General features: G+C 38.2%; 17 protein-coding genes. 11 read left to right on the top strand and 6 right to left on the bottom strand.

The features are described from left to right. Positions 1 to 31 precede the first annotated feature (31 nt). The 10 genes from murJ (at position 32) to FA584_RS06420 (ending at position 10914) form a co-directional block, all read left to right on the top strand. Positions 32 to 1441, top strand: a complete 1410-nt coding sequence (gene murJ / locus FA584_RS06465) for a murein biosynthesis integral membrane protein MurJ (RefSeq protein WP_088437349.1) — start codon at positions 32 to 34, stop codon at positions 1439 to 1441. Then, positions 1428 to 2825 (top strand): cysteine--tRNA ligase, encoded by a 1398-nt coding sequence (gene cysS / locus FA584_RS06460; RefSeq protein WP_088437348.1) that lies wholly within the window; start codon positions 1428 to 1430, stop codon positions 2823 to 2825. Before murJ ends, cysS begins: the two co-directional genes overlap by 14 nt. After that, positions 2826 to 4541, top strand: a complete 1716-nt coding sequence (locus tag FA584_RS06455; protein ID WP_088437347.1) for an ABC transporter ATP-binding protein — start codon at positions 2826 to 2828, stop codon at positions 4539 to 4541. It begins immediately after the preceding gene. 74 nt (positions 4542 to 4615) lie between these two features. Continuing rightward, on the top strand, positions 4616 to 5680 hold the full coding sequence (locus tag FA584_RS06450; protein WP_167750576.1) for a quinone-dependent dihydroorotate dehydrogenase: 1065 nt from the start codon (positions 4616 to 4618) through the stop codon (positions 5678 to 5680). 48 nt (positions 5681 to 5728) lie between these two features. Next, on the top strand, positions 5729 to 6988 hold the full coding sequence (locus FA584_RS06445) for a M16 family metallopeptidase (RefSeq protein WP_226372268.1): 1260 nt from the start codon (positions 5729 to 5731) through the stop codon (positions 6986 to 6988). Between the two features lies 1 nt (position 6989). Beyond that, positions 6990 to 7883 carry a 4-hydroxy-tetrahydrodipicolinate synthase gene (dapA, locus tag FA584_RS06440; protein WP_087438604.1) on the top strand — a complete coding sequence of 298 codons (894 nt, stop codon included), beginning with the start codon at positions 6990 to 6992 and terminating at the stop codon, positions 7881 to 7883. Continuing rightward, positions 7883 to 8650, top strand: a complete 768-nt coding sequence (locus FA584_RS06435) for an enoyl-ACP reductase (RefSeq protein WP_087438603.1) — start codon at positions 7883 to 7885, stop codon at positions 8648 to 8650. The genes dapA and FA584_RS06435 overlap by 1 nt, the downstream gene beginning before the upstream one ends. Beyond that, positions 8647 to 9189, top strand: a complete 543-nt coding sequence (pgsA, locus tag FA584_RS06430; RefSeq protein ID WP_167750575.1) for a CDP-diacylglycerol--glycerol-3-phosphate 3-phosphatidyltransferase — start codon at positions 8647 to 8649, stop codon at positions 9187 to 9189. Before FA584_RS06435 ends, pgsA begins: the two co-directional genes overlap by 4 nt. Next, positions 9189 to 10247, top strand: coding sequence for an RIP metalloprotease RseP (gene rseP, locus FA584_RS06425; RefSeq protein ID WP_087438601.1), 1059 nt, complete (start codon positions 9189 to 9191; stop codon positions 10245 to 10247). Before pgsA ends, rseP begins: the two co-directional genes overlap by 1 nt. Continuing rightward, a complete protein-coding gene (locus FA584_RS06420; RefSeq protein ID WP_087438600.1) occupies positions 10237 to 10914 on the top strand; it encodes a YggS family pyridoxal phosphate-dependent enzyme in 678 nt (225 codons plus the stop codon). Before rseP ends, FA584_RS06420 begins: the two co-directional genes overlap by 11 nt. Here FA584_RS06420 and FA584_RS06415 read toward each other — a convergent pair. The 3 genes from FA584_RS06415 to FA584_RS06405 form a co-directional block, all read right to left on the bottom strand. Further along, complete coding sequence (locus FA584_RS06415) at positions 10907 to 12286, bottom strand: diguanylate cyclase (RefSeq protein WP_191342092.1); 1380 nt, start codon at positions 12284 to 12286, stop codon at positions 10907 to 10909. The genes FA584_RS06420 and FA584_RS06415 overlap by 8 nt on opposite strands. 48 nt (positions 12287 to 12334) lie before the next feature. Next, positions 12335 to 12994 carry a DUF1847 domain-containing protein gene (locus tag FA584_RS06410; RefSeq protein WP_088437345.1) on the bottom strand — a complete coding sequence of 220 codons (660 nt, stop codon included), beginning with the start codon at positions 12992 to 12994 and terminating at the stop codon, positions 12335 to 12337. A gap of 70 nt (positions 12995 to 13064) precedes the next feature. Continuing rightward, positions 13065 to 13670 (bottom strand): hypothetical protein, encoded by a 606-nt coding sequence (locus tag FA584_RS06405; RefSeq protein WP_087439857.1) that lies wholly within the window; start codon positions 13668 to 13670, stop codon positions 13065 to 13067. A gap of 65 nt (positions 13671 to 13735) precedes the next feature. Here FA584_RS06405 and FA584_RS06400 point away from each other — a divergent pair, with 65 nt between their 5' ends. After that, positions 13736 to 14341, top strand: coding sequence for a MarC family protein (locus tag FA584_RS06400; protein WP_088437344.1), 606 nt, complete (start codon positions 13736 to 13738; stop codon positions 14339 to 14341). Positions 14342 to 14393: 52 nt separating this feature from the next. Here the strand turns inward: FA584_RS06400 and FA584_RS06395 are convergent, their stop codons facing one another. From FA584_RS06395 to FA584_RS06385, 3 genes are read right to left on the bottom strand one after another with little or no spacing between them, the layout of a single operon-like run. Beyond that, positions 14394 to 15473, bottom strand: coding sequence for an ABC transporter permease (locus FA584_RS06395; RefSeq protein ID WP_167750573.1), 1080 nt, complete (start codon positions 15471 to 15473; stop codon positions 14394 to 14396). Beyond that, positions 15470 to 16588: an ABC transporter permease gene (locus FA584_RS06390; RefSeq protein ID WP_167750572.1), complete on the bottom strand. Its 1119-nt coding sequence runs from the start codon at positions 16586 to 16588 to the stop codon at positions 15470 to 15472. Before FA584_RS06390 ends, FA584_RS06395 begins: the two co-directional genes overlap by 4 nt. Further along, positions 16585 to 18198 (bottom strand): ATP-binding cassette domain-containing protein, encoded by a 1614-nt coding sequence (locus FA584_RS06385; protein ID WP_167750571.1) that lies wholly within the window; start codon positions 18196 to 18198, stop codon positions 16585 to 16587. The genes FA584_RS06390 and FA584_RS06385 overlap by 4 nt, the downstream gene beginning before the upstream one ends. Between the last annotated feature and the right edge of the window lies 1 nt (position 18199).

Below are 18199 nucleotides of genomic sequence, written 5' to 3'. Positions count from 1 at the left end.
TTGTTTAAACCATTTTTTGATAAGATACGCAATGCTTATTAAATCATTTTTCACAAACAGTATTGGAACCCTTGTTTCTCGTATATTTGGCTTTATTCGCGATATACTGAGTGCTTCAATTTTAGGAGCAAATATCTATAGCGATATTTTTTTCGTGGCGTTTAAATTTCCTAATCTTTTTCGCCGTATTTTTGCAGAAGGCGCTTTTACACAGAGCTTTATCCCGAGTTTTATTAAAACATCACGTAAGGCACTTTTTACCTATACTATTTTCTCACGCTTTTTACTTTTTCTTATTATTTTCTCATTGATTGTTACACTTTTTAGCGAATCTTTTGCCAAAATAATTGCCTTTGGCTTTGATGATGAAACGGTAGCACTCTCAGCACCTTTTGTTGCTATTAACTTTTACTATTTACCTCTTATTTTCTGTGTCACCCTTTTTGGGTCATTGCTTCAATACAAGCACCATTTTGCCGTTTCAGCATTTTCAACAGCACTCCTTAACATCGGTATGATAGGTGCCCTCCTTCTTTTTCAAGGGTATGATCGTAAAACGATCGTTTATGCTTTAAGCTATGGTGTTTTAGTGGGTGGCGTATTGCAAGTGATTGCCCATCTTTTTGCACTTAAGAAAGAGCGTTTTTTTAAATTTTTAGCGCTGGGTTTTAAGTATCGTCATAAGAGAGATGCGGCATTAGAAGAGAGCAACAAAAACTTTAATCGCTCTTTTTGGCACTCTGTTATTGGAAATTCAACACCACAAATCGTCTCTTTTGTCGATACAACACTGGCAAGCTTTTTAGTGACAGGTAGTATTAGTTATCTCTACTATGGGAACCGTATTTTTCAACTTCCATTGGCTCTTTTTGCGATAGCACTCACCACAGGAATTTTTCCAAAAATTAGCCGACTCCTCAAAGCCAATAAAGAGGAAGAAGCTTCCAATTTACTTTCTCAAGGCTTTTGGATTTTAGCGTTTTTACTCACAACATCAACATTGGGTGGTTTTATCCTCAGTGAAGAAATTGTTAAATTACTGTTTCAACATGGTTCTTTTTCGACTCAAGATACAGCTAATACAGGTTTTGTTTTAGCAATGTATATGATAGGACTGATCCCTTTTGGTTTAGCAAAACTCTTCTCCCTTTGGCTTTATGCAGGGATGAGACAAAAAGAAGCGGCCATTATCGCAATGTATTCACTCATTGCCAACCTAATCTTTTCCTTTAGCCTTATCAAGCCTATGGGCGCTGCAGGCCTTGCTCTTGCTGGATCGCTTTCAGCGTTTGTTCTACTCTTTTTTACGCTCCGATCATTTGGGCTAGGAAAGTTTTTTGCTATACTATATACTAAAAAATTAGCTATTTTAGTCATACTCCTTGTTGTAGAATGGGGTGTATTACTCTATGTAAAGGAACTTATGCATGTTTATTTATGATTCAGTACAGAAGAAAAAAGTATCGTTTATTCCTATTCAAGAGAATGAAGTTAAAATTTATGTCTGCGGTCCAACTGTATATGATGATGCTCATTTAGGACACGCAAGAAGTGCTATTGCTTTTGATCTTTTACGTCGTGTATTTATTGCTCTTGGTTATCACGTAACGTTTGTTAAGAACTTCACTGATATTGATGATAAAATTATTAACAAAATGAAAGAGAGTGGAAAGTCACTTGAGGAGATTACCTCTTTTTACATTGAGCGCTACAAAAATGAAATGCATGCTTTACATGTAAAGGATGCGGACATTGAACCAAAGGCGACGGAGACGGTGTCGGAAATCATTTCGTTTGTGGATGAAATGCTTCGCAAAAAAGTCGCTTATGCAACCAGTGATGGGATCTATTTTGATACCTCAAAAGATGCCAAATACCTTAGCCTCAGTCACCGCAACATTGAAGAAGATGCGAGTCAATCACGCGTCGAGCAAAAAGAAGAGAAAAAAGATCAAAAAGATTTTGCATTGTGGAAATTCTCAAAAGCCAATGAACCTAGCTACTCTGCCCCATTTGGTGTAGGACGCCCGGGATGGCATATTGAGTGTTCTGCGATGATTGAAAAACATCTTGCGAGCAGTGGCAATTTTCAGATCGATATTCATGCAGGAGGTGCCGATCTTCTCTTCCCACACCACGAAAATGAAGCGGCACAAACCAGATGTAAAAGTCATCAAGAACTCGCCAAATACTGGATGCACAATGGCTTTGTCACCATTAGCGGCGAAAAAATGAGTAAATCACTAGGAAATAGTTTCTTTTTAAAAGATGCACTTGCCATTTACAGTGGCGAAGTGCTTCGCTTTTACTTGCTTGCAACACATTATCGTGCGAATTTCAATTTTTCCGAAGAAGATCTATTAAACACCAAAAAACGCCTTGATAAACTCTATCGATTGAAAAAGAGAGTTTTTGAAAACATACCAAGTGAAGTCTCGGCTCCTTTTAAAGAGGCAATGCTGGAAGCACTCAGTGATGATCTTAATATTTCCAAAGCCCTTGCAAGTTTGGATGAGATGATCACTTCAGCGAATGAAATGCTCGATCTTAATCCTAAAGATAAAGCACTCAAAGCAACCACACATGCCAATTTACAATGGATTGAATTGCTCCTAGGCATTGGACTTTACAATCCTTACATGTACTTTCAAATCGGTGTTAGTGACGCTGAAAAAGCGGAGATTGAAGCATTGATTGAAAACCGAATAGTTGCCAAAAAAGCCAAAGATTTTGCAAAAGCAGATGAAATTCGCACACTACTAGAGTCCAAGCAGATACAACTCATGGATACAGCGATGGGGACACAGTGGGAAAAGGTGAACTAAATGCTCGGTATTAAAGGTGTATTAGCCCGTTTTTCTCCTTTTTTTAAGGACTATATCCCCTATTTTCTCTTAGCGATTTTTGGAATGCTTCTCTCCAGTGGAGGAACTGCCTATTCAGCGTATCTTGTAAAGCCTCTTTTGGATGAAATTTTCATTGCCAAAGATAAAGAGATGCTTGAACTTTTGCCCTATGCGATTATCGCTGTTTATGCACTCAAAGAAGCAGGTCGTTATACACAAGCGTACTATACCGCCTATATTGGCCAGGATATTATCAAACGCTTTCGTGACATGATTTTGGAAAATCTTTTAAAACTTGACCTCTCCTTTTTTCATGAGTACCGAACGGGCGAGCTGATCAGTCGTAATACGAATGATGTAGAGCGTGTTAGAACCGTTGTCTCCAATCTCATTCCTGAATTTCTAAGCCAAACGCTGACTATTTTTGGCTTGATTGGTGTTGTCATCTACCAAAGTCCTGAACTTGCTTTTTATGCACTCATTATTATGCCTTTAGCAATCTACCCTTTGAGTGTGCTTTCTAAAAAAATGAAAAAAGTCTCACGTCAATCGCAAGAAAAAGTTTCGGATATCACAGCAAAACTCAGTGAAATTTTTAACAATATTGAGATTATTCAAGCCAATAATGCACAAACATACGAGCACGAACTTTTCAAAAAAGACAATGAGCGTTACTTCAAACTGACGATGAAATCGGTTAAAGTCAATGAACTTGTCAGTCCTGTAATGGAAACATTAGGTTCTATTGGTGTTGCCGTAGTGATTCTCGTAGGTGGTAAAGAGGTTATTGAAGGAGGTATGAGTGTTGGAGCATTTTTCTCTTTTTTAACAGCTCTTTTTATGCTTTACACACCTATTAAGAGAATATCAGGACTTTATAACAAAATGCAAGATGCATTAGTTGCCAGTGAACGTATTTTCTTTTTACTAGATCAACGCTCATCTATCCCCGTTGGAACAAAAATGTTACCTTCTAAAATCGATACGATTTCTTTTCATAATGTCTCTCTCTGTTATGGCGAAAAAGAAGCTTTACAGAATGTGAGTCTTGAAGCAAAATCGGGCGAAATGATAGCTCTCATTGGTGATAGTGGTGGAGGGAAAAGCTCCTTAATGAATATGCTGATGCGTTTTTATGATCCAACATCAGGAAGTGTTTGTATCAATGGCATTGATCTTAAATCTTTTGATCTTCACGATTTACGTCACAATATTGCCATGGTAACACAGCGTGTTTATATTTTTCATGATAGTGTTGCTGCCAATGTTGCTTATGGTAAAGAAATCAATGAAAATAACGTGATTGATGCTCTGAAAAAAGCAAATGCTTACGAATTTATTCAAAACCTTCCTGAAGGTATTCATACGCATTTGGATGAATTTGGAACGAACCTTTCAGGAGGACAGAGGCAACGTATTGCCATAGCCCGTGCCATTTATACCAATCCTCAAGTGCTTATTTTAGATGAAGCAACCTCGGCACTTGATTCTCAAAGTGAGCAAAAAATTACGGAGGCGATTGAAAATCTCATCAAAGATAAAATTACTTTTGTCATTGCCCATCGCCTGAGTACCATCAAAAAAGCAGATAAAATTGCGCTTCTTAAACATGGTAAAATTTGTGCCATTGGAAGTGACGAGGAGCTATTGGCTAACTCCCAAGAGTATCTTAAGCTCAAAGGTTTACAGCACTAGAAAAGGGCTAAAATCAACCATCTTTTATCTTTAGTGGAGTATAATCGCGTACTTTATATTGAAGGAAATAGAAGATGTTTGATTATTATGGCCTGATGAAAAAATTCATGTTTAACTTCTCTCCTGAGAATGCCCACCATATTGCAGAATTTTTCTTTAAGAATGGTGCCACCTATGCTCCTTTTATTCTTTCACCATTGGCTGAGCATTTTTTTATTCATGATAAACGTTTGGAACAAACTATTTTTGGTAAAACATTTTTAAATCCTCTGGGTCTTGGTGCAGGTTTTGATAAAAATGCAACGATGATTCAAATGCTTACCGCTCTTGGATTTGGTCATATTGAGTATGGAACGATTACGCCTGAGCCACAAAATGGCAATGCAAAACCAAGGTTATTTCGCTACGTAGAACAAGAATCCATTCAAAATGCAATGGGATTTAACAATGAAGGTATGTATAAAGTCGGCACGCGCTTAGAGTCACTTTACCCCTTTGCAACACCTTTAGGTGCCAATATAGGAAAAAACAAAACGACTACGGTTGAAAATGCACTCAAAGACTACGAAAAGTTAATTAAACGCTTTAAAGATTTAAGCGATTATTTGGTCATCAATATCTCTTCTCCGAATACTCCAGGTCTTCGAGATTTGCAGAATGAGCAATTTATTAAAGATCTTTTTGTGATGGCAAAAGAGTTAACCTTAAAACCGGTACTTCTTAAAATTGCACCCGATCTTGAGATCAATGATGCTTTACATGTAAGCTCAACGGCCCTTGAAAATGGAGCTGCGGGAATCGTAGCAACCAACACAACCGTTGACTATTCTTTGATTCCCAATGCAAGAGACTTTGGTGGTCTGAGCGGCAAAGTGCTAACAGAAAAAAGTTTTGTCATGTTTGAAGCTCTCGCGAAAGAGTTTTTTGGCAAAACGACACTCATTTCAGTTGGGGGTATTGATTCAGCGGATGAAGCCTACCGAAGACTGAAAGCGGGAGCAAGTTTGATTCAAATTTATTCGGCATTCATTTTTAAAGGACCTTCTCTTAACCGTGCAATCAATCTTGGTATTTTGGAGCGCATGGAAAAAGATGGATTTAATCATATTAGTGAAGTTATAGGAAGCGATAGGAGATGATAAACAATGAAACAGATACTACTATTTTTACTATTTTTAGGAGCATTAATGGCTAACTCTCTACCTGAGCACTTTACTAAAACATTGGAGAATGGACTTCAAATTGTTGTCATTCCCATGCATAATAAAAGCGATGTTATTACGACAGATATTTTTTATAAAGTCGGTAGCGGCAATGAGATTATGGGTAAAAGTGGTATAGCCCACATGCTTGAACACCTTAATTTTAAATCGACTAAGAACCTTAAGACCGGTGAATTTGATGAAATTGTTAAAGGCTTTGGTGGCGTGAATAACGCATCAACAGGTTTTGATTACACGCATTACTTCATCAAAAGTTCATCCAAAAATTTACCAAAATCATTGGAGCTTTTTGCAGAACTGATGCAAAATCTTAAACTCACTGATGAAGAATTTCAACCAGAACGTAATGTTGTTCTAGAAGAGAGGCTATGGAGAACGGATAATTCACCCATTGGTTATCTCTACTTTAGACTTTTCAATAATGCCTTTACCTACCATCCATACCATTGGACACCCATTGGTTTTATAGATGATATAAAAAATTGGAGCATTGAAGATATTCGTAGTTTTCACTCAAAATACTATCAACCTTCAAATGCCATTGTTGTGGTTGCGGGTGACATTGAACCCGAAGATGTTTTCAAAAATGTTACAAAATATTTTGGTGACATTAAAAATTCTACGCCTCTTCCAAAGGTACATCATCAAGTTGAACCACAACAAGATGGTGCAAAACGTCTTTTTATTAAAAAAGAGAGTGAAGTTGAAATGGTGGCTATTGCCTATAAAATTCCAAATTTTCTACACGAAGACCAAGTGGCACTTTCTGCTTTAAGTGAGCTTTTAAGCAGTGGAAAAAGTAGCAAGCTACACCGTATTTTAGTAGATGAAAAGAAACTGGTCAATCAAATCTATGGCTATGCAATGGAAGCAAAAGATCCCTCTGTCTTTTTATTTTTAGCGGTCTGTAATCCAGGTGTAAAAGCAGAAAGTGTTGAAACTGAAATACTCAAAATTATTGATAGCCTTAAAAAAGACGATGTCAGTGATAAAGATATTGAAAAGATTAAGATCAATACAAAAGCTGATTTTATTCATAATTTAGAAAGTTCTAGCGATCTTGCAACCCTTTTTGGTTCCTATTTTGCAAAAGGTGACATTACACCTCTTTTGAACTATGAAGAGGGGATTAACAAGCTCAAAAAAGAAGATATAATTAAAGTTGTCAATAAATATTTAGTTCCACAATCATCTACCACAGTTATATTAAGAAAGGATTATTAAAATGCAACAGGCGTTACAAGGAGCGATGACCGCTCTTATCACACCCTTTAAAAATGGAAAACTCGATGAAGTTCAATATGCAAAACTCATAGAAAGACAGATTAAAAATGGCATAGATGTTGTTGTCCCTGTTGGAACAACAGGTGAAAGTGCAACACTAGATCATGATGAACACCGCCGTTGTATTGAAATAGCAGTCGATGTTTGCTCACATAGTGCTGTCAAAGTTCTTGCAGGCGCTGGAAGTAATGCAACCCATGAAGCCATTGGATTGGCTAAATTTGCACAAGCACATGGAGCGCATGCTATTCTTTCTGTAACACCATACTATAACAAACCAACACAAGAAGGTCTTTTTCAACATTATAAAGCGATTGCAGGTTCTGTTGATATTCCTGTGTTGTTGTACAATGTCCCAGGACGTACAGGATGTGATTTACTCCCCGATACCATCTTTAGACTTTTTGGTGCTTGTCCTAATATTTTTGGTGTCAAAGAGGCAACAGGCTCGATTGATCGTTGTGTAGATTTACTCGCACATCAGCCGCAACTCTCTGTCTTTAGCGGTGAAGATGCGATCAATTACCCTATTCTTTCCAATGGAGGCTCAGGTGTAATTTCCGTCACATCAAATATTCTACCTGACCAAATTGCAGAGCTTACACACTTAGCGCTTAAAGGTGATTTTCATGGGGCAAAAGCCATTAATGATTCACTGTATGAGATCAATAAAACACTTTTCTGCGAAAGTAATCCTATTCCTATAAAAGCGGCAATGTATATTGCTGGTTTGCTTGAAACACTGGAATATCGTTTGCCTCTGTGTGCTCCAAGCAACGACAATATGAAACGCATTGAAAATACACTTAAAAAATATACGATTAAAGGATTTTAATGAAGGGAAAAACACTTGTCATTAGCGGCGGTACCAGAGGTATCGGTCAAGCCATTGTTCATGAATTTGCCCAAGCAGGTGTGAATATTGCATTTACGTACAATTCAAATGAAGCGTTAGCACAAGAGCAAGTGAAAGATTTAGAAGAAAAATTTGGCATTAAAGCCAAAGCATATCCTCTCAATATTTTAGAACCAGAGACCTATAAAGATCTTTTCTTGGAAATTGACAAAGATTTTGATCGTGTAGACTTTTTTATCTCTAACGCGATCATTTCTGGTCGACCAGTTGTGGGTGGATATACCAAGTTTATGAAACTTAAACCTCGTGGTATTAACAACATCTTTACAGCAACGGTCAATGCTTTTGTCGTGGGTGCACAAGAAGCGGCTAAACGTATGGAAAAAATTGGAGGGGGAAGTATTATCTCTCTTTCATCTACTGGAAATCTCGTTTATATTGAAAATTATGCAGGTCATGGTACCGCAAAAGCGGCTGTTGAGACAATGGTTCGTTATGCTGCAGCGGAACTTGGTTGTAAAGGTATTCGTGTCAATGCTGTGAGTGGTGGGCCTATCGAAACCGATGCTTTAAGAGCTTTTACTAACTATGAAGAGGTTCGTGATATCACCGCTAAACTTTCACCTTTAGGTCGTATGGGGCAACCACAAGACTTAGCTGGAGCTTGTTTATTCCTTTGTTCAGATAAGGCATCATGGATTACAGGGCACACCATGCTGATTGATGGTGGTACAACGTTTAAATGATGAATCTTCCAAACCTTCTAGCCTCTATGCGTATTGGCTTAGCACCCCTTATGTTTATTCTTTTAGTCAATCGTGATTTACCCTTGTTTAAGGGCTTACATGTAAGTTGGTTAGATTACTTTGCTGCACTTATTTTTGTTATTGCGAGCGCAACAGATTTTTTTGATGGCTATATTGCACGTAATTGGAATCAGAAAACACAACTGGGTGCTATTCTTGATCCACTTGCTGATAAAATGCTTACCTTAGCGGCATTTTTGGGACTGATGATGATTGATCGGGCTAACCCTTGGGCCATTTTTCTTATCCTAACACGTGAATTTTTTATTACAGGACTTCGTGTAGCGGCAATGGGTGAAGGTAAGAATATTGCTGCGAGTATGGCGGGTAAAGTCAAAACTGTTTTTCAGATGATTGCCATTGGCTTTTTAATGATGAACTGGCCTTATGCTGAGTTACTTTTATGGGTTGCTGTTGGACTTACATTGTACTCTGGTTATGAATATATCATTGGCTACACAAAAATAGAGAGCAACTGATGGGTACACTGACCTCAATATTGGTTCTCTCGTTTCTCATTTTTTTTCATGAATTAGGACATTTTCTTGCCGCTCGATTTTTTGGTGTTCACGTTGAAGTTTTCAGCATTGGATTTGGAAAAAAGATCTTTTCAAAAATCGTTGGTCATACAGAGTATTGTCTAAGTCTCATTCCGTTAGGTGGCTATGTGCAGATGAAGGGACAAGACGATCGTGATCCAACAAAAGTCAGTTATGATGCTGACAGTTATACAACCAAAGCACCATGGAAACGTATTATTATCCTTTTTGCAGGTCCCTTTGCGAACTTCTTACTTGCTTTCTTGCTTTTTCTTGCTGTAGGGACGATGGGAGTAACAAAATTTGCTCCAATTATTGGTAAAATTAGTCCAAACTCCCCTGCTTTAGAAGCAGGTCTCCAAGAGAATGACCGCATTGTAATGATTAATAACGAACTCATTGAAACTTGGGATGAAGTGAGTATACTCATTCAAAAAAATAGTGGTTCAATGCAAATGAAAGTTGAGCGAGCAGGAAGCGTACAAACGATTGTTTTGTCACCAAAAATTAGTGAATACAAAAATATGTTTGGAGAGACAAAACAGAAAAAAATGATTGGTGTTCTCCCAAGCGGTAAAACGATTGAAATGGTTTATAGCATCAGTGAACTTCCAGGATTTGCTTATGAACAAACCATAAAGGCAACCACACTTATTTTAACCAGTCTTCAAAAACTCATTGAAGGGGTTGTTTCACCTAAAGAGTTAGGGGGTATCATCTCGATTGTTCAAGTCACTTCAGAGGCGAGCGCTGCTGGTCTTGTGGCGCTTTTTGCATTGACGGCACTTATTTCTGTTAACCTTGGCGTTCTCAATCTTTTACCAATTCCTGCCCTTGATGGTGGACACATTATGTTTAATGCCTACGAAATGTTGACCAAAAAAGCACCCAGTGAGCGTGTACTTACGGCTATGACGTCAATGGGATGGATATTTTTACTCAGCCTTATGGCTTTGAGTATTTTTAATGATATTTACAGGCTAACCAATGGAAACTAAAAATTTTGTAAATACTTTGGATGATATTCTCACACGCGTTGAAAAAGCGCGTTTGAGTGTCGATCAACACTTGATTGTTAAGATTGTTGCAGCAAGTAAAAGCGCTGATCCTTCTATGATTGAAGCGATGTACCATGCAGGTCAACGTTGTTTTGGTGAAAATAAAATTCAAGATATGAGTGACAAAGTTCATGCACTTTCACGCCTCCCACTTGAATGGCATTTTATAGGACGATTACAAACCAACAAAATCAACCAACTCATCGATTTAGAGCCATCATTGATGCACTCTCTAAGCTCTTTAGAGCTTGCCCAAGAGATCGACAAACGTTTACATGTAAAGAATAAAACCATGAACGTTCTGCTTCAAATCAACAGTGCCTATGAAGAACAAAAAGCGGGTGTTCTGCCTGAGCAAGCAATCGAAGTGTATGAACAAATCGTGCTTACATGTAAACACCTTCAGCTTAAAGGTGTCATGAGTATTGGTGCACATACCGAAGAGTGCGCTGTTATTCAAAAGAGCTTTGAAACCACGCATAAAATCTTTGAATCACTCCAAAATTATGGTGCGAAATATTGTTCAATGGGTATGAGTGGAGATTTTGAATTAGCAATTGCCTGTGGTTCTAACATGATTCGTTTGGGAAGTATTTTATTTAAATAGATGTGCTAGAAGAAGAACAACAAATTGTATCGCGACCTGTATTTTTTGCTTTATACAGTGCGTCATCAGCATGTGATATTAGCGTATAAGGTGTGTCTTCATCTGTTAATGTTCGTATACCAATACTAACCGTATGATGTTTATGGGTCGAAAAAACACCTGTATGAATTGCCATTTGAATACGTCTGGCAATATTTAGTGCTTCATCTTCATTACTCTGTGGACAAAGCACTAAAAACTCTTCTCCACCCCAACGTCCAATCCTATCATCAGAGCGAATACTTCGCTTAATAAGGTCTGCCATTTCAATCAAGACTTTGTCACCAATAGGATGACCAAAGGTGTCATTGATGATCTTAAAAAAATCAAAATCAATCAATAATATAGAAAAAGAATATTTCATGGCTTTAGCACGCTCAACTTGCATAACCAACTCTTTTTCGATCTTCATTCGATTGTACATTTTGGTAAGAATGTCTGTTTCTGAAAGGTACAATAACTCTTTAGTATATTTTTTGAGCTCATAATAACGCCATAGAAACAATAGACCCAAAATCATAAACCCAAAAACAATTTTCAAGAGTAAGCTATAATCGTAAACGGTTTGAGCTTTAATTGCCACATATTTATTGACAATATTCGCTCGATCTTCAGCACTAATGGTTGCAATACCTTTGTCTAAAATGTCCCGAAGCATCGGTTCACTTTGTATGACTCCCATGTGCATTTTATTGATATAATCGGGTAATTGCCCTGCAATTTTGAGATTAAACATTCCTTCTTTTTTCAGTGTATACGCTGCCACAATGAGTGAGCGCATTGCGATGTCTGCTTTTTTATTGGAGACCAGTTGGAAAGCATCCATTTCAGAGTGCGTGGTTATAATGTTGAGATTTGGATACTCTGTGCGAACAAGCTCTTCCATCGCTGTTCCTGTGGGAAAAACAATGCTTTCATTGACCAAATCATGAGGATCACCAATGAAAGAGTGCTCTTCTCGAGTAATAAAAACATTGGGATCACTAAAATGTGGTTTTGTAAACAAAAGCCATGTATCTCGGTAAGGAGATTGATTGAGAAAGCTAATGATTTGACATTTACCTGCTTTGGAATACGCAATACTCTCGTCCCAATCTTTTGTCGGCAAAACAGTAATCTTAAGCCCAATGCGTTGGGCAACCAGATGCAAAAGATCAGCACCAATACCTGTATAATTCCCTTTTTGATCTATCATCTCAAAAGGTTCCCAATCGGGATCAACACAGACGTTAACAGTGCCTAGTTTTTTAAGATAAGTATTTTCATCTAACGATAGTTCAACACCAAAAAGAGAAAATGGTACGAAAAATATCATCATTATCCAAAAATACATTTTGTATTTTCCGCCTTTCAATTCTCTTTATTGATAGAGTATAACCAATTAATACGCTTTAGGTGTTAAAAGTTTTTTATAGTACGTCTGTGTTAAATGCAATGCGGCAATAGGATTGTGCCCCAAAACACGATCTTTGACTACAAGATACGTTGTGGTTGCTTTCGCATATTTGATAAACAATGAGTCATGTCCAACACACAACCCCATAATCACATTCAGATCTGTCTTTGCTTTATTGAGGTATTTGGCTTGAAGAATAGGATTACACATCGGCTCAAACGTGTTTGGGCGAATTTTTTGCTCTTCTTCAAGCCCAATATCGCATTTATCACGAGAACCTACTTTACAAATTGCCATAAAAACATCAAATCCATTGACTTTAAGAATCTCAGCAAAAATTTTGGACTCGGCAGCTAAGCCAACACAGGATGCAATACCAATTTTCTTTGCACCAATGCGTCTTGCAAAGGCTAATATTTCTTCAACACGTGTTAATTGTCCATAGTATTTACCTTCAATATCAGCAGCGGCCAGTGCAATTTTGCGATCCATTCCCTCTTCTTCTTTATAACAGGCAAGAGATTCTTCTAGCATCTGCTCATCAACATTGGTTGTTAAACAAAATTTAGGATATCTACTATCATGTTTATGGCAATTCAGTGTTCCACATTCAGCGCAACTGAGTTCTTTTTCTTCTTCATTCATTTTCTAAACCTTTAGAATTTATAATGACAATTATAACGTAAGCAAAAGACTAAAATTGACTGTTTTCGATTTACATGTAAAGATATTTGCCATATAAACTGAGGTAAACACCCAGTAATTCTTTAAGACCTTGATTCAAAAGTGCCGTCTCTTCTTCATTAAAAAGAAATGCTAAAAGTTTACCATGTAAAGATTCTCCAAAAGCAACTAAACGCTCAGGTGTAAAGTTTTGAGTATCTTCTTTACCTAAGATAAAGAAAAGAGCAAGAGCACGGTTGAGTCCAGCAACATAGGCTAATAGGCTCTCATAGATGCTCATTTCAACAGGTTCTAGTTGTGAGAGAAAAAGCTCTAAAGAGACACTCAAAAAACCTTTCTTTTTAGGAAAGTTTGCATGAAGAAGAGTCATAAAAAGAGTTTTTTTTGCCTCTTGAAGTGGCTTTGGAATGAATGATTCAAATAAAGTATCGAGTGCTTGAATTCCCTCTTTAAAACTAGAAGGAACGCTCAATCCTTGTCGTGACATCAAAGAGGCAATCTGCGCTTGTGTCAATTTAGTCGGTGAGTACACCTCTAAGTCGGCAAGGTTTTGAATCAATAGTGCATAAAAAGTTCGCTCTTGCTCGCTTTCACTTTTAGCTAAGTATTCGGTTAGGTAAAGGATCTCTTTTTTCATGCCCCTATTCTGCCAAAGAGGAACTGAAAAAGTGCTATAATGCCAACTCTTTTTAAGGAGCATACATGATTCACCTCTCAACTTTTTTTGCAATTTATGTCAAATTCTTTTTTATTATGACACCATTTTTTGTTACGACCATCTTTTTGTCGATGACAAAAGGAATTGATGAGAGCGATAAAAAGCGCCTTGCAGTTAAAGTGACATTGGCTATTTCTATTACATGTCTTATTATTCTTTTTTTCGGAAAATATATTTTTGAACTCTTTGGCATTACCCTTGATGCATTTCGTATTGGAGCTGGTGCTCTACTTTTTTTAACCGCTGTTGATTTGGTTCAAAAAGACATTAATGCAGAACCAACATGTAAAGCCGATATCTTAAAACATGCCGTTGTGCCTTTGGCAATACCAGTTACCGTAGGACCTGGAACCGTGGGTGCTTTAATGGTTATGGGAGCCGATATGGATGGTTTTGAAGATCTTATCTTAGGCTCAAGCGCACTTTTAGTGGCTATTTTTAGCATTGGGTTATTATTGTATCTCTCAGGGCATATCGAAAGGCTCATTGGGCGCACGGGACTTGTTGTCTTTAGTAAAGTAACAGGACTGGTTCTTTCTGCACTCTCAGCTCAGCTCATTTTTACAGGTATCAAAAATTTCTTACATTAATCTTTACATGTAAAAAGATTCTGCCAATGGTAATCGACAAGTTTCAGTAACATCAAAACAATCGCCCAATCTTACGAAAACCAATAAAATAAAGCACGCTCCCGACTACTGTTACCCCCAAGAAATACGGGTAAAGCTCCAAAACAGGTGTTCCACGAAAGAAAATACTCTCCGTTCCTTCGATGTAATACCGCAGTGGCGAGATGAGTGAGAACTTCTGCAACAACGGATGCATCGCATAAATGGGCGTCCACGCACCGCTGAGAAAAATGAGAGGAAGCATGATGACGATGGCAAGTTGTGCGACTTGCATGACATCTTTAGCAATCGCTGCAATGAAAAGTCCAATACCAGCGCCTGTAAAAGCATAGAGAAAACTGAGCAGTAAAAAGGCAAAAAACGAACCATTAATTGGCGTATTAAACACTCCAAAAATCACAAAGCCCACCGAGATAACAATGCCCACCATCACAATAATCACCTGTGAAAAAGACTTTGCTAAAATGATAATTTTTGCATTCACTGGCATCAAAAGCATAATGTCCCATGTCCCCTCCTCTTTCTCTTTCACAAACACGACGGCGGTTAAAATGACCGATAAAAGCGTTGTGATCGAGAGCAGTTCTGTCAGCGCCATAAAAGTGTGGTTATCGGCGTTTTCATTAAAGAGTTTGTGGGTCACAAGTTCCACAGGAAAGGAACGTGCTGTGAAATTAATCGCGATATTTTGCAAATAACTTAGAGCTGTAAAGGCTTGTGATGCTGCTGTGGCATCAAGTAAAACATTCAAAGTAGTCGCATGTTTTTTACGAAAATTTTGCTCAAACGTATCATCAAATACTAAGCCTACCATGATCTCTTTATCAAATACCGCTTGAGAGAGTTTTTCTTGTGACTCAAATAAAACGGGTTCTAAAAATTCAGGCGCATGGAAGTAACTCAAAAACTTCTGACTGAGTCCTCCTCCGCTACTGTCTATATACCCAACGGCAATATTACGAGGTTTAAGTTCAATGCCACTGCCAGCAATGTAAACTTCAAAACTAAAGGCGTAAAGCACAACAAAAACCAACTGCCATGAACGTATAAAGCTCAGTAACTCTTTCCCAACAACAGCCCAAAATATTTTCATTTGAGCTCCTTTTTAAGTAAAAAACTTCCAAGAGTCAGCATAAAAAAAGCATAAAAGGCCAAAATAACAATGTACATTACAGTTTTAGACGAAGCCAGCCCTTCTCCCACTAAAAAGACATCGTAAAGAATATGGTTGTAGTACATCACCGGAAAAATGTGCGCTTCATAGCGTGAAACACCAATCATTGAAGAGATCGGCATCAAAATACCTGAATACAAAAATCCAGGAATGATGGTCACAATGACCGTTAAAACCACCGCTACAATTTGCGTACTGGTTACGATAGAAATCAGCATCCCAATGGAGAGACTAATCATCAAATAGAGCTCAGACGTGAGCCAATAGAGCAAGAAACTACCTCGAAACGGCACTTCAAACAGATATGTTGCCCAAAGAAAAAGGATAAAAATATTGATCGAATGCAGTAAAAAAACAGGAATCAGCTTAGCCGCAATAAACTCCCCTTTCGAAAGTGGTGATGCATAAAAATTAAAAATAGTCCCTCGCTCTTTCTCTTTAACGATCAAAAGGGCAGCCAAAATAGCTGGAGCAATGAGTAAAACAAGCCCAATAAGTCCTGGAACGATAGCATCTTCATCACGCATTGCTTGGTTAAAGAGTGTCCTCTGGTTAATGCTAATCGTTGGAGCATTGCCTCCTAAGCGCTCCAACATCTGACTGGCAGCATCTAGGACAACACCTTTGACATAACTCTCCATTGTTGAGCCTCGCATCGGGAAAGCGGCATCCACAAAGACACCGATTTGGGTAGATTGCCCATGTAAAAGCCGCTTCTCAAAGCTCTCAGGGATGATGATGAGAATGTCACTTTTAGCTTTATGAATTTCATCAAGTGCCTTGGCTTCACCTCGTTTTTCAATAGTGGAATCAAAGTATTTAGAGTGTTCAAACTTACTCACAAGTAGCTGTGAATAATGACTCTGATCGTTGTCAATAATAAGTGTACGTGCACCCGTTACTTCCATTCGAATACCATACCCAAAGAGCACCAATACCATCGTAGGTAACAAATAAACCATAATAATCAGGCGAGATCGTACAATCTCCGTAAGCTCTTTGAGCACATAGGCCTTGATGACACCCAATTTCATCGGTAATACTCCAAGAAAATCTCCTCAAAACTTTGCGCATTAGGGTGTTTGGCGTAAAACTCCGCAATCGTATGATCGGCGATCTTTTTGCCTTGACGCAACAATACGACACGATCACAAAATTCGGCTTCACTCATATAATGGGTGGTGATCAAAATAGCGATTTCCCAGCGCTCTTTAAGAAGCTTTAATAGCTCCCAAAATTTTGCTCTTGCAATGGAATCAACCCCAGAAGTAGGTTCATCTAAAAATAAAATAACTGGTTCATGCAAGAGTGCGGAAGCGATCGAAAAGCGCTGATTGATACCTAGAGGCAGTTCTTGAGGCATCGAGTTTAGAAATTCATCAAATCCAAGTTCTAACGCATAACGTGCAATACGGCTTTTGGCAACATCGTTTGTAATACCCCGCATCGATGCAGCATACAGTAGATTTTCCTCAACACTCATATCATTGTAAAGTGCAAAATGTTGACTCACATAACCAATGCTCGCTTTCAGTGCTTGTCTATCTTCTTGCGTTTGAATGGATTTTCCAAGAAGCGTTAACTCTCCTCCATCAATCGGGTAAAGTCCTAAAAGCATTTTGATAAATGTCGTTTTTCCTGCACCATTTGCACCCAAAAGTCCTAAAATTTCACCTTTATGAAGTGTCATATCGACATTTTCATTGGCAATAAAACTACCAAAAATTTTGGTGAGTCCTTTGGCTTCCATAACAATATCGGGTAAATCAATGGTTTTTTCTTTATTGGTAATCTCAATGAGGGGCATTTTTCTGCCTTTTTGAAGGGCATTAACAAAAAAGAGCGCTTCAAGACTCGGTTCGATATGTCTTTCCTCTAAAGCACTCAGACAATAAGTCGCATGTAAGGTATGAATGCAAGGTTCTTCTGTTGTGATACCCTCAACATAACTCATTGATCGAACAGAATCTATCAATTCACTTGAAGTACCTTGCGCAATGATCTCTTGCTCGTCAAAGAGTAAGATTCTATCCATCTTAGCAGCTTCTTGCATGTACGCAGTGCTGATGATAGAGATTGTTCCTTCAGACTTGCGTATCTCATCAAGAATTTCCCAGAGCTCAATACGGCTCAATGGATCAACACCTGTGGTCGGCTCATCCAAAAGGAGTAGTTTGGGACGGTGTAAGAGTGTACAGATCAGTGAGAGCTTTTGCATCATACCACCACTCAGTTTTCCTGCTTGACGATCTTGAAAGGCATCCAGACCAGCCATTTTTAAAAGACGTAGCTTGTAGGCTTCAAAGACACTGTCTTGATAGATATTGTGAATATTGGCAAAAAAACGAAGATGCTCATCAATGGTTAAAAGTTCATACAGCACCAACCCAATACCCTGAGGCATCAGTCCGATGGAGGCTTTAAGCGGTTCAGCCTCTTTAGGTGAATGGTATGTCACTCCGTTAAATGTGACATCACCTTCAAATGGAATAACCCCTGCTATAGCATGAATAAGAGAACTTTTACCAGCACCATCCGCACCAATAAAGCCGATGATCTCACCCTCTTGTGCAGATAAATTTGCCCCAGCAATGCCTAAACGTTTTTTATGATGGACACTGACGTTATGAACGTTTAATTCCATA

Origin of the sequence: Sulfurospirillum diekertiae, assembly GCF_011769985.2 — a bacterium.
Lineage (GTDB): Bacteria > Campylobacterota > Campylobacteria > Campylobacterales > Sulfurospirillaceae > Sulfurospirillum > Sulfurospirillum diekertiae.
This window is presented reverse-complemented; position numbering and strand designations above follow the sequence as displayed.

Excerpts from the sequence above, each read along its gene's own strand:
- murJ (WP_088437349.1), top strand. The coding sequence starts at position 32 with ATGCTTATTAAATCATTTTTCACAAACAGTATTGGAACCCTTGTTTCT.
- cysS (WP_088437348.1), top strand. The coding sequence starts at position 1,428 with ATGTTTATTTATGATTCAGTACAGAAGAAAAAAGTATCGTTTATTCCT.
- FA584_RS06455 (WP_088437347.1), top strand. The coding sequence starts at position 2,826 with ATGCTCGGTATTAAAGGTGTATTAGCCCGTTTTTCTCCTTTTTTTAAG.
- FA584_RS06450 (WP_167750576.1), top strand. The coding sequence starts at position 4,616 with ATGTTTGATTATTATGGCCTGATGAAAAAATTCATGTTTAACTTCTCT.
- FA584_RS06445 (WP_226372268.1), top strand. The coding sequence starts at position 5,729 with ATGGCTAACTCTCTACCTGAGCACTTTACTAAAACATTGGAGAATGGA.
- dapA (WP_087438604.1), top strand. The coding sequence starts at position 6,990 with ATGCAACAGGCGTTACAAGGAGCGATGACCGCTCTTATCACACCCTTT.
- FA584_RS06435 (WP_087438603.1), top strand. The coding sequence starts at position 7,883 with ATGAAGGGAAAAACACTTGTCATTAGCGGCGGTACCAGAGGTATCGGT.
- pgsA (WP_167750575.1), top strand. The coding sequence starts at position 8,647 with ATGATGAATCTTCCAAACCTTCTAGCCTCTATGCGTATTGGCTTAGCA.
- rseP (WP_087438601.1), top strand. The coding sequence starts at position 9,189 with ATGGGTACACTGACCTCAATATTGGTTCTCTCGTTTCTCATTTTTTTT.
- FA584_RS06420 (WP_087438600.1), top strand. The coding sequence starts at position 10,237 with ATGGAAACTAAAAATTTTGTAAATACTTTGGATGATATTCTCACACGC.
- FA584_RS06415 (WP_191342092.1), bottom strand. The coding sequence starts at position 12,286 with ATGTATTTTTGGATAATGATGATATTTTTCGTACCATTTTCTCTTTTT.
- FA584_RS06410 (WP_088437345.1), bottom strand. The coding sequence starts at position 12,994 with ATGAATGAAGAAGAAAAAGAACTCAGTTGCGCTGAATGTGGAACACTG.
- FA584_RS06405 (WP_087439857.1), bottom strand. The coding sequence starts at position 13,670 with ATGAAAAAAGAGATCCTTTACCTAACCGAATACTTAGCTAAAAGTGAA.
- FA584_RS06400 (WP_088437344.1), top strand. The coding sequence starts at position 13,736 with ATGATTCACCTCTCAACTTTTTTTGCAATTTATGTCAAATTCTTTTTT.
- FA584_RS06395 (WP_167750573.1), bottom strand. The coding sequence starts at position 15,473 with ATGAAAATATTTTGGGCTGTTGTTGGGAAAGAGTTACTGAGCTTTATA.
- FA584_RS06390 (WP_167750572.1), bottom strand. The coding sequence starts at position 16,588 with ATGAAATTGGGTGTCATCAAGGCCTATGTGCTCAAAGAGCTTACGGAG.
- FA584_RS06385 (WP_167750571.1), bottom strand. The coding sequence starts at position 18,198 with ATGGAATTAAACGTTCATAACGTCAGTGTCCATCATAAAAAACGTTTA.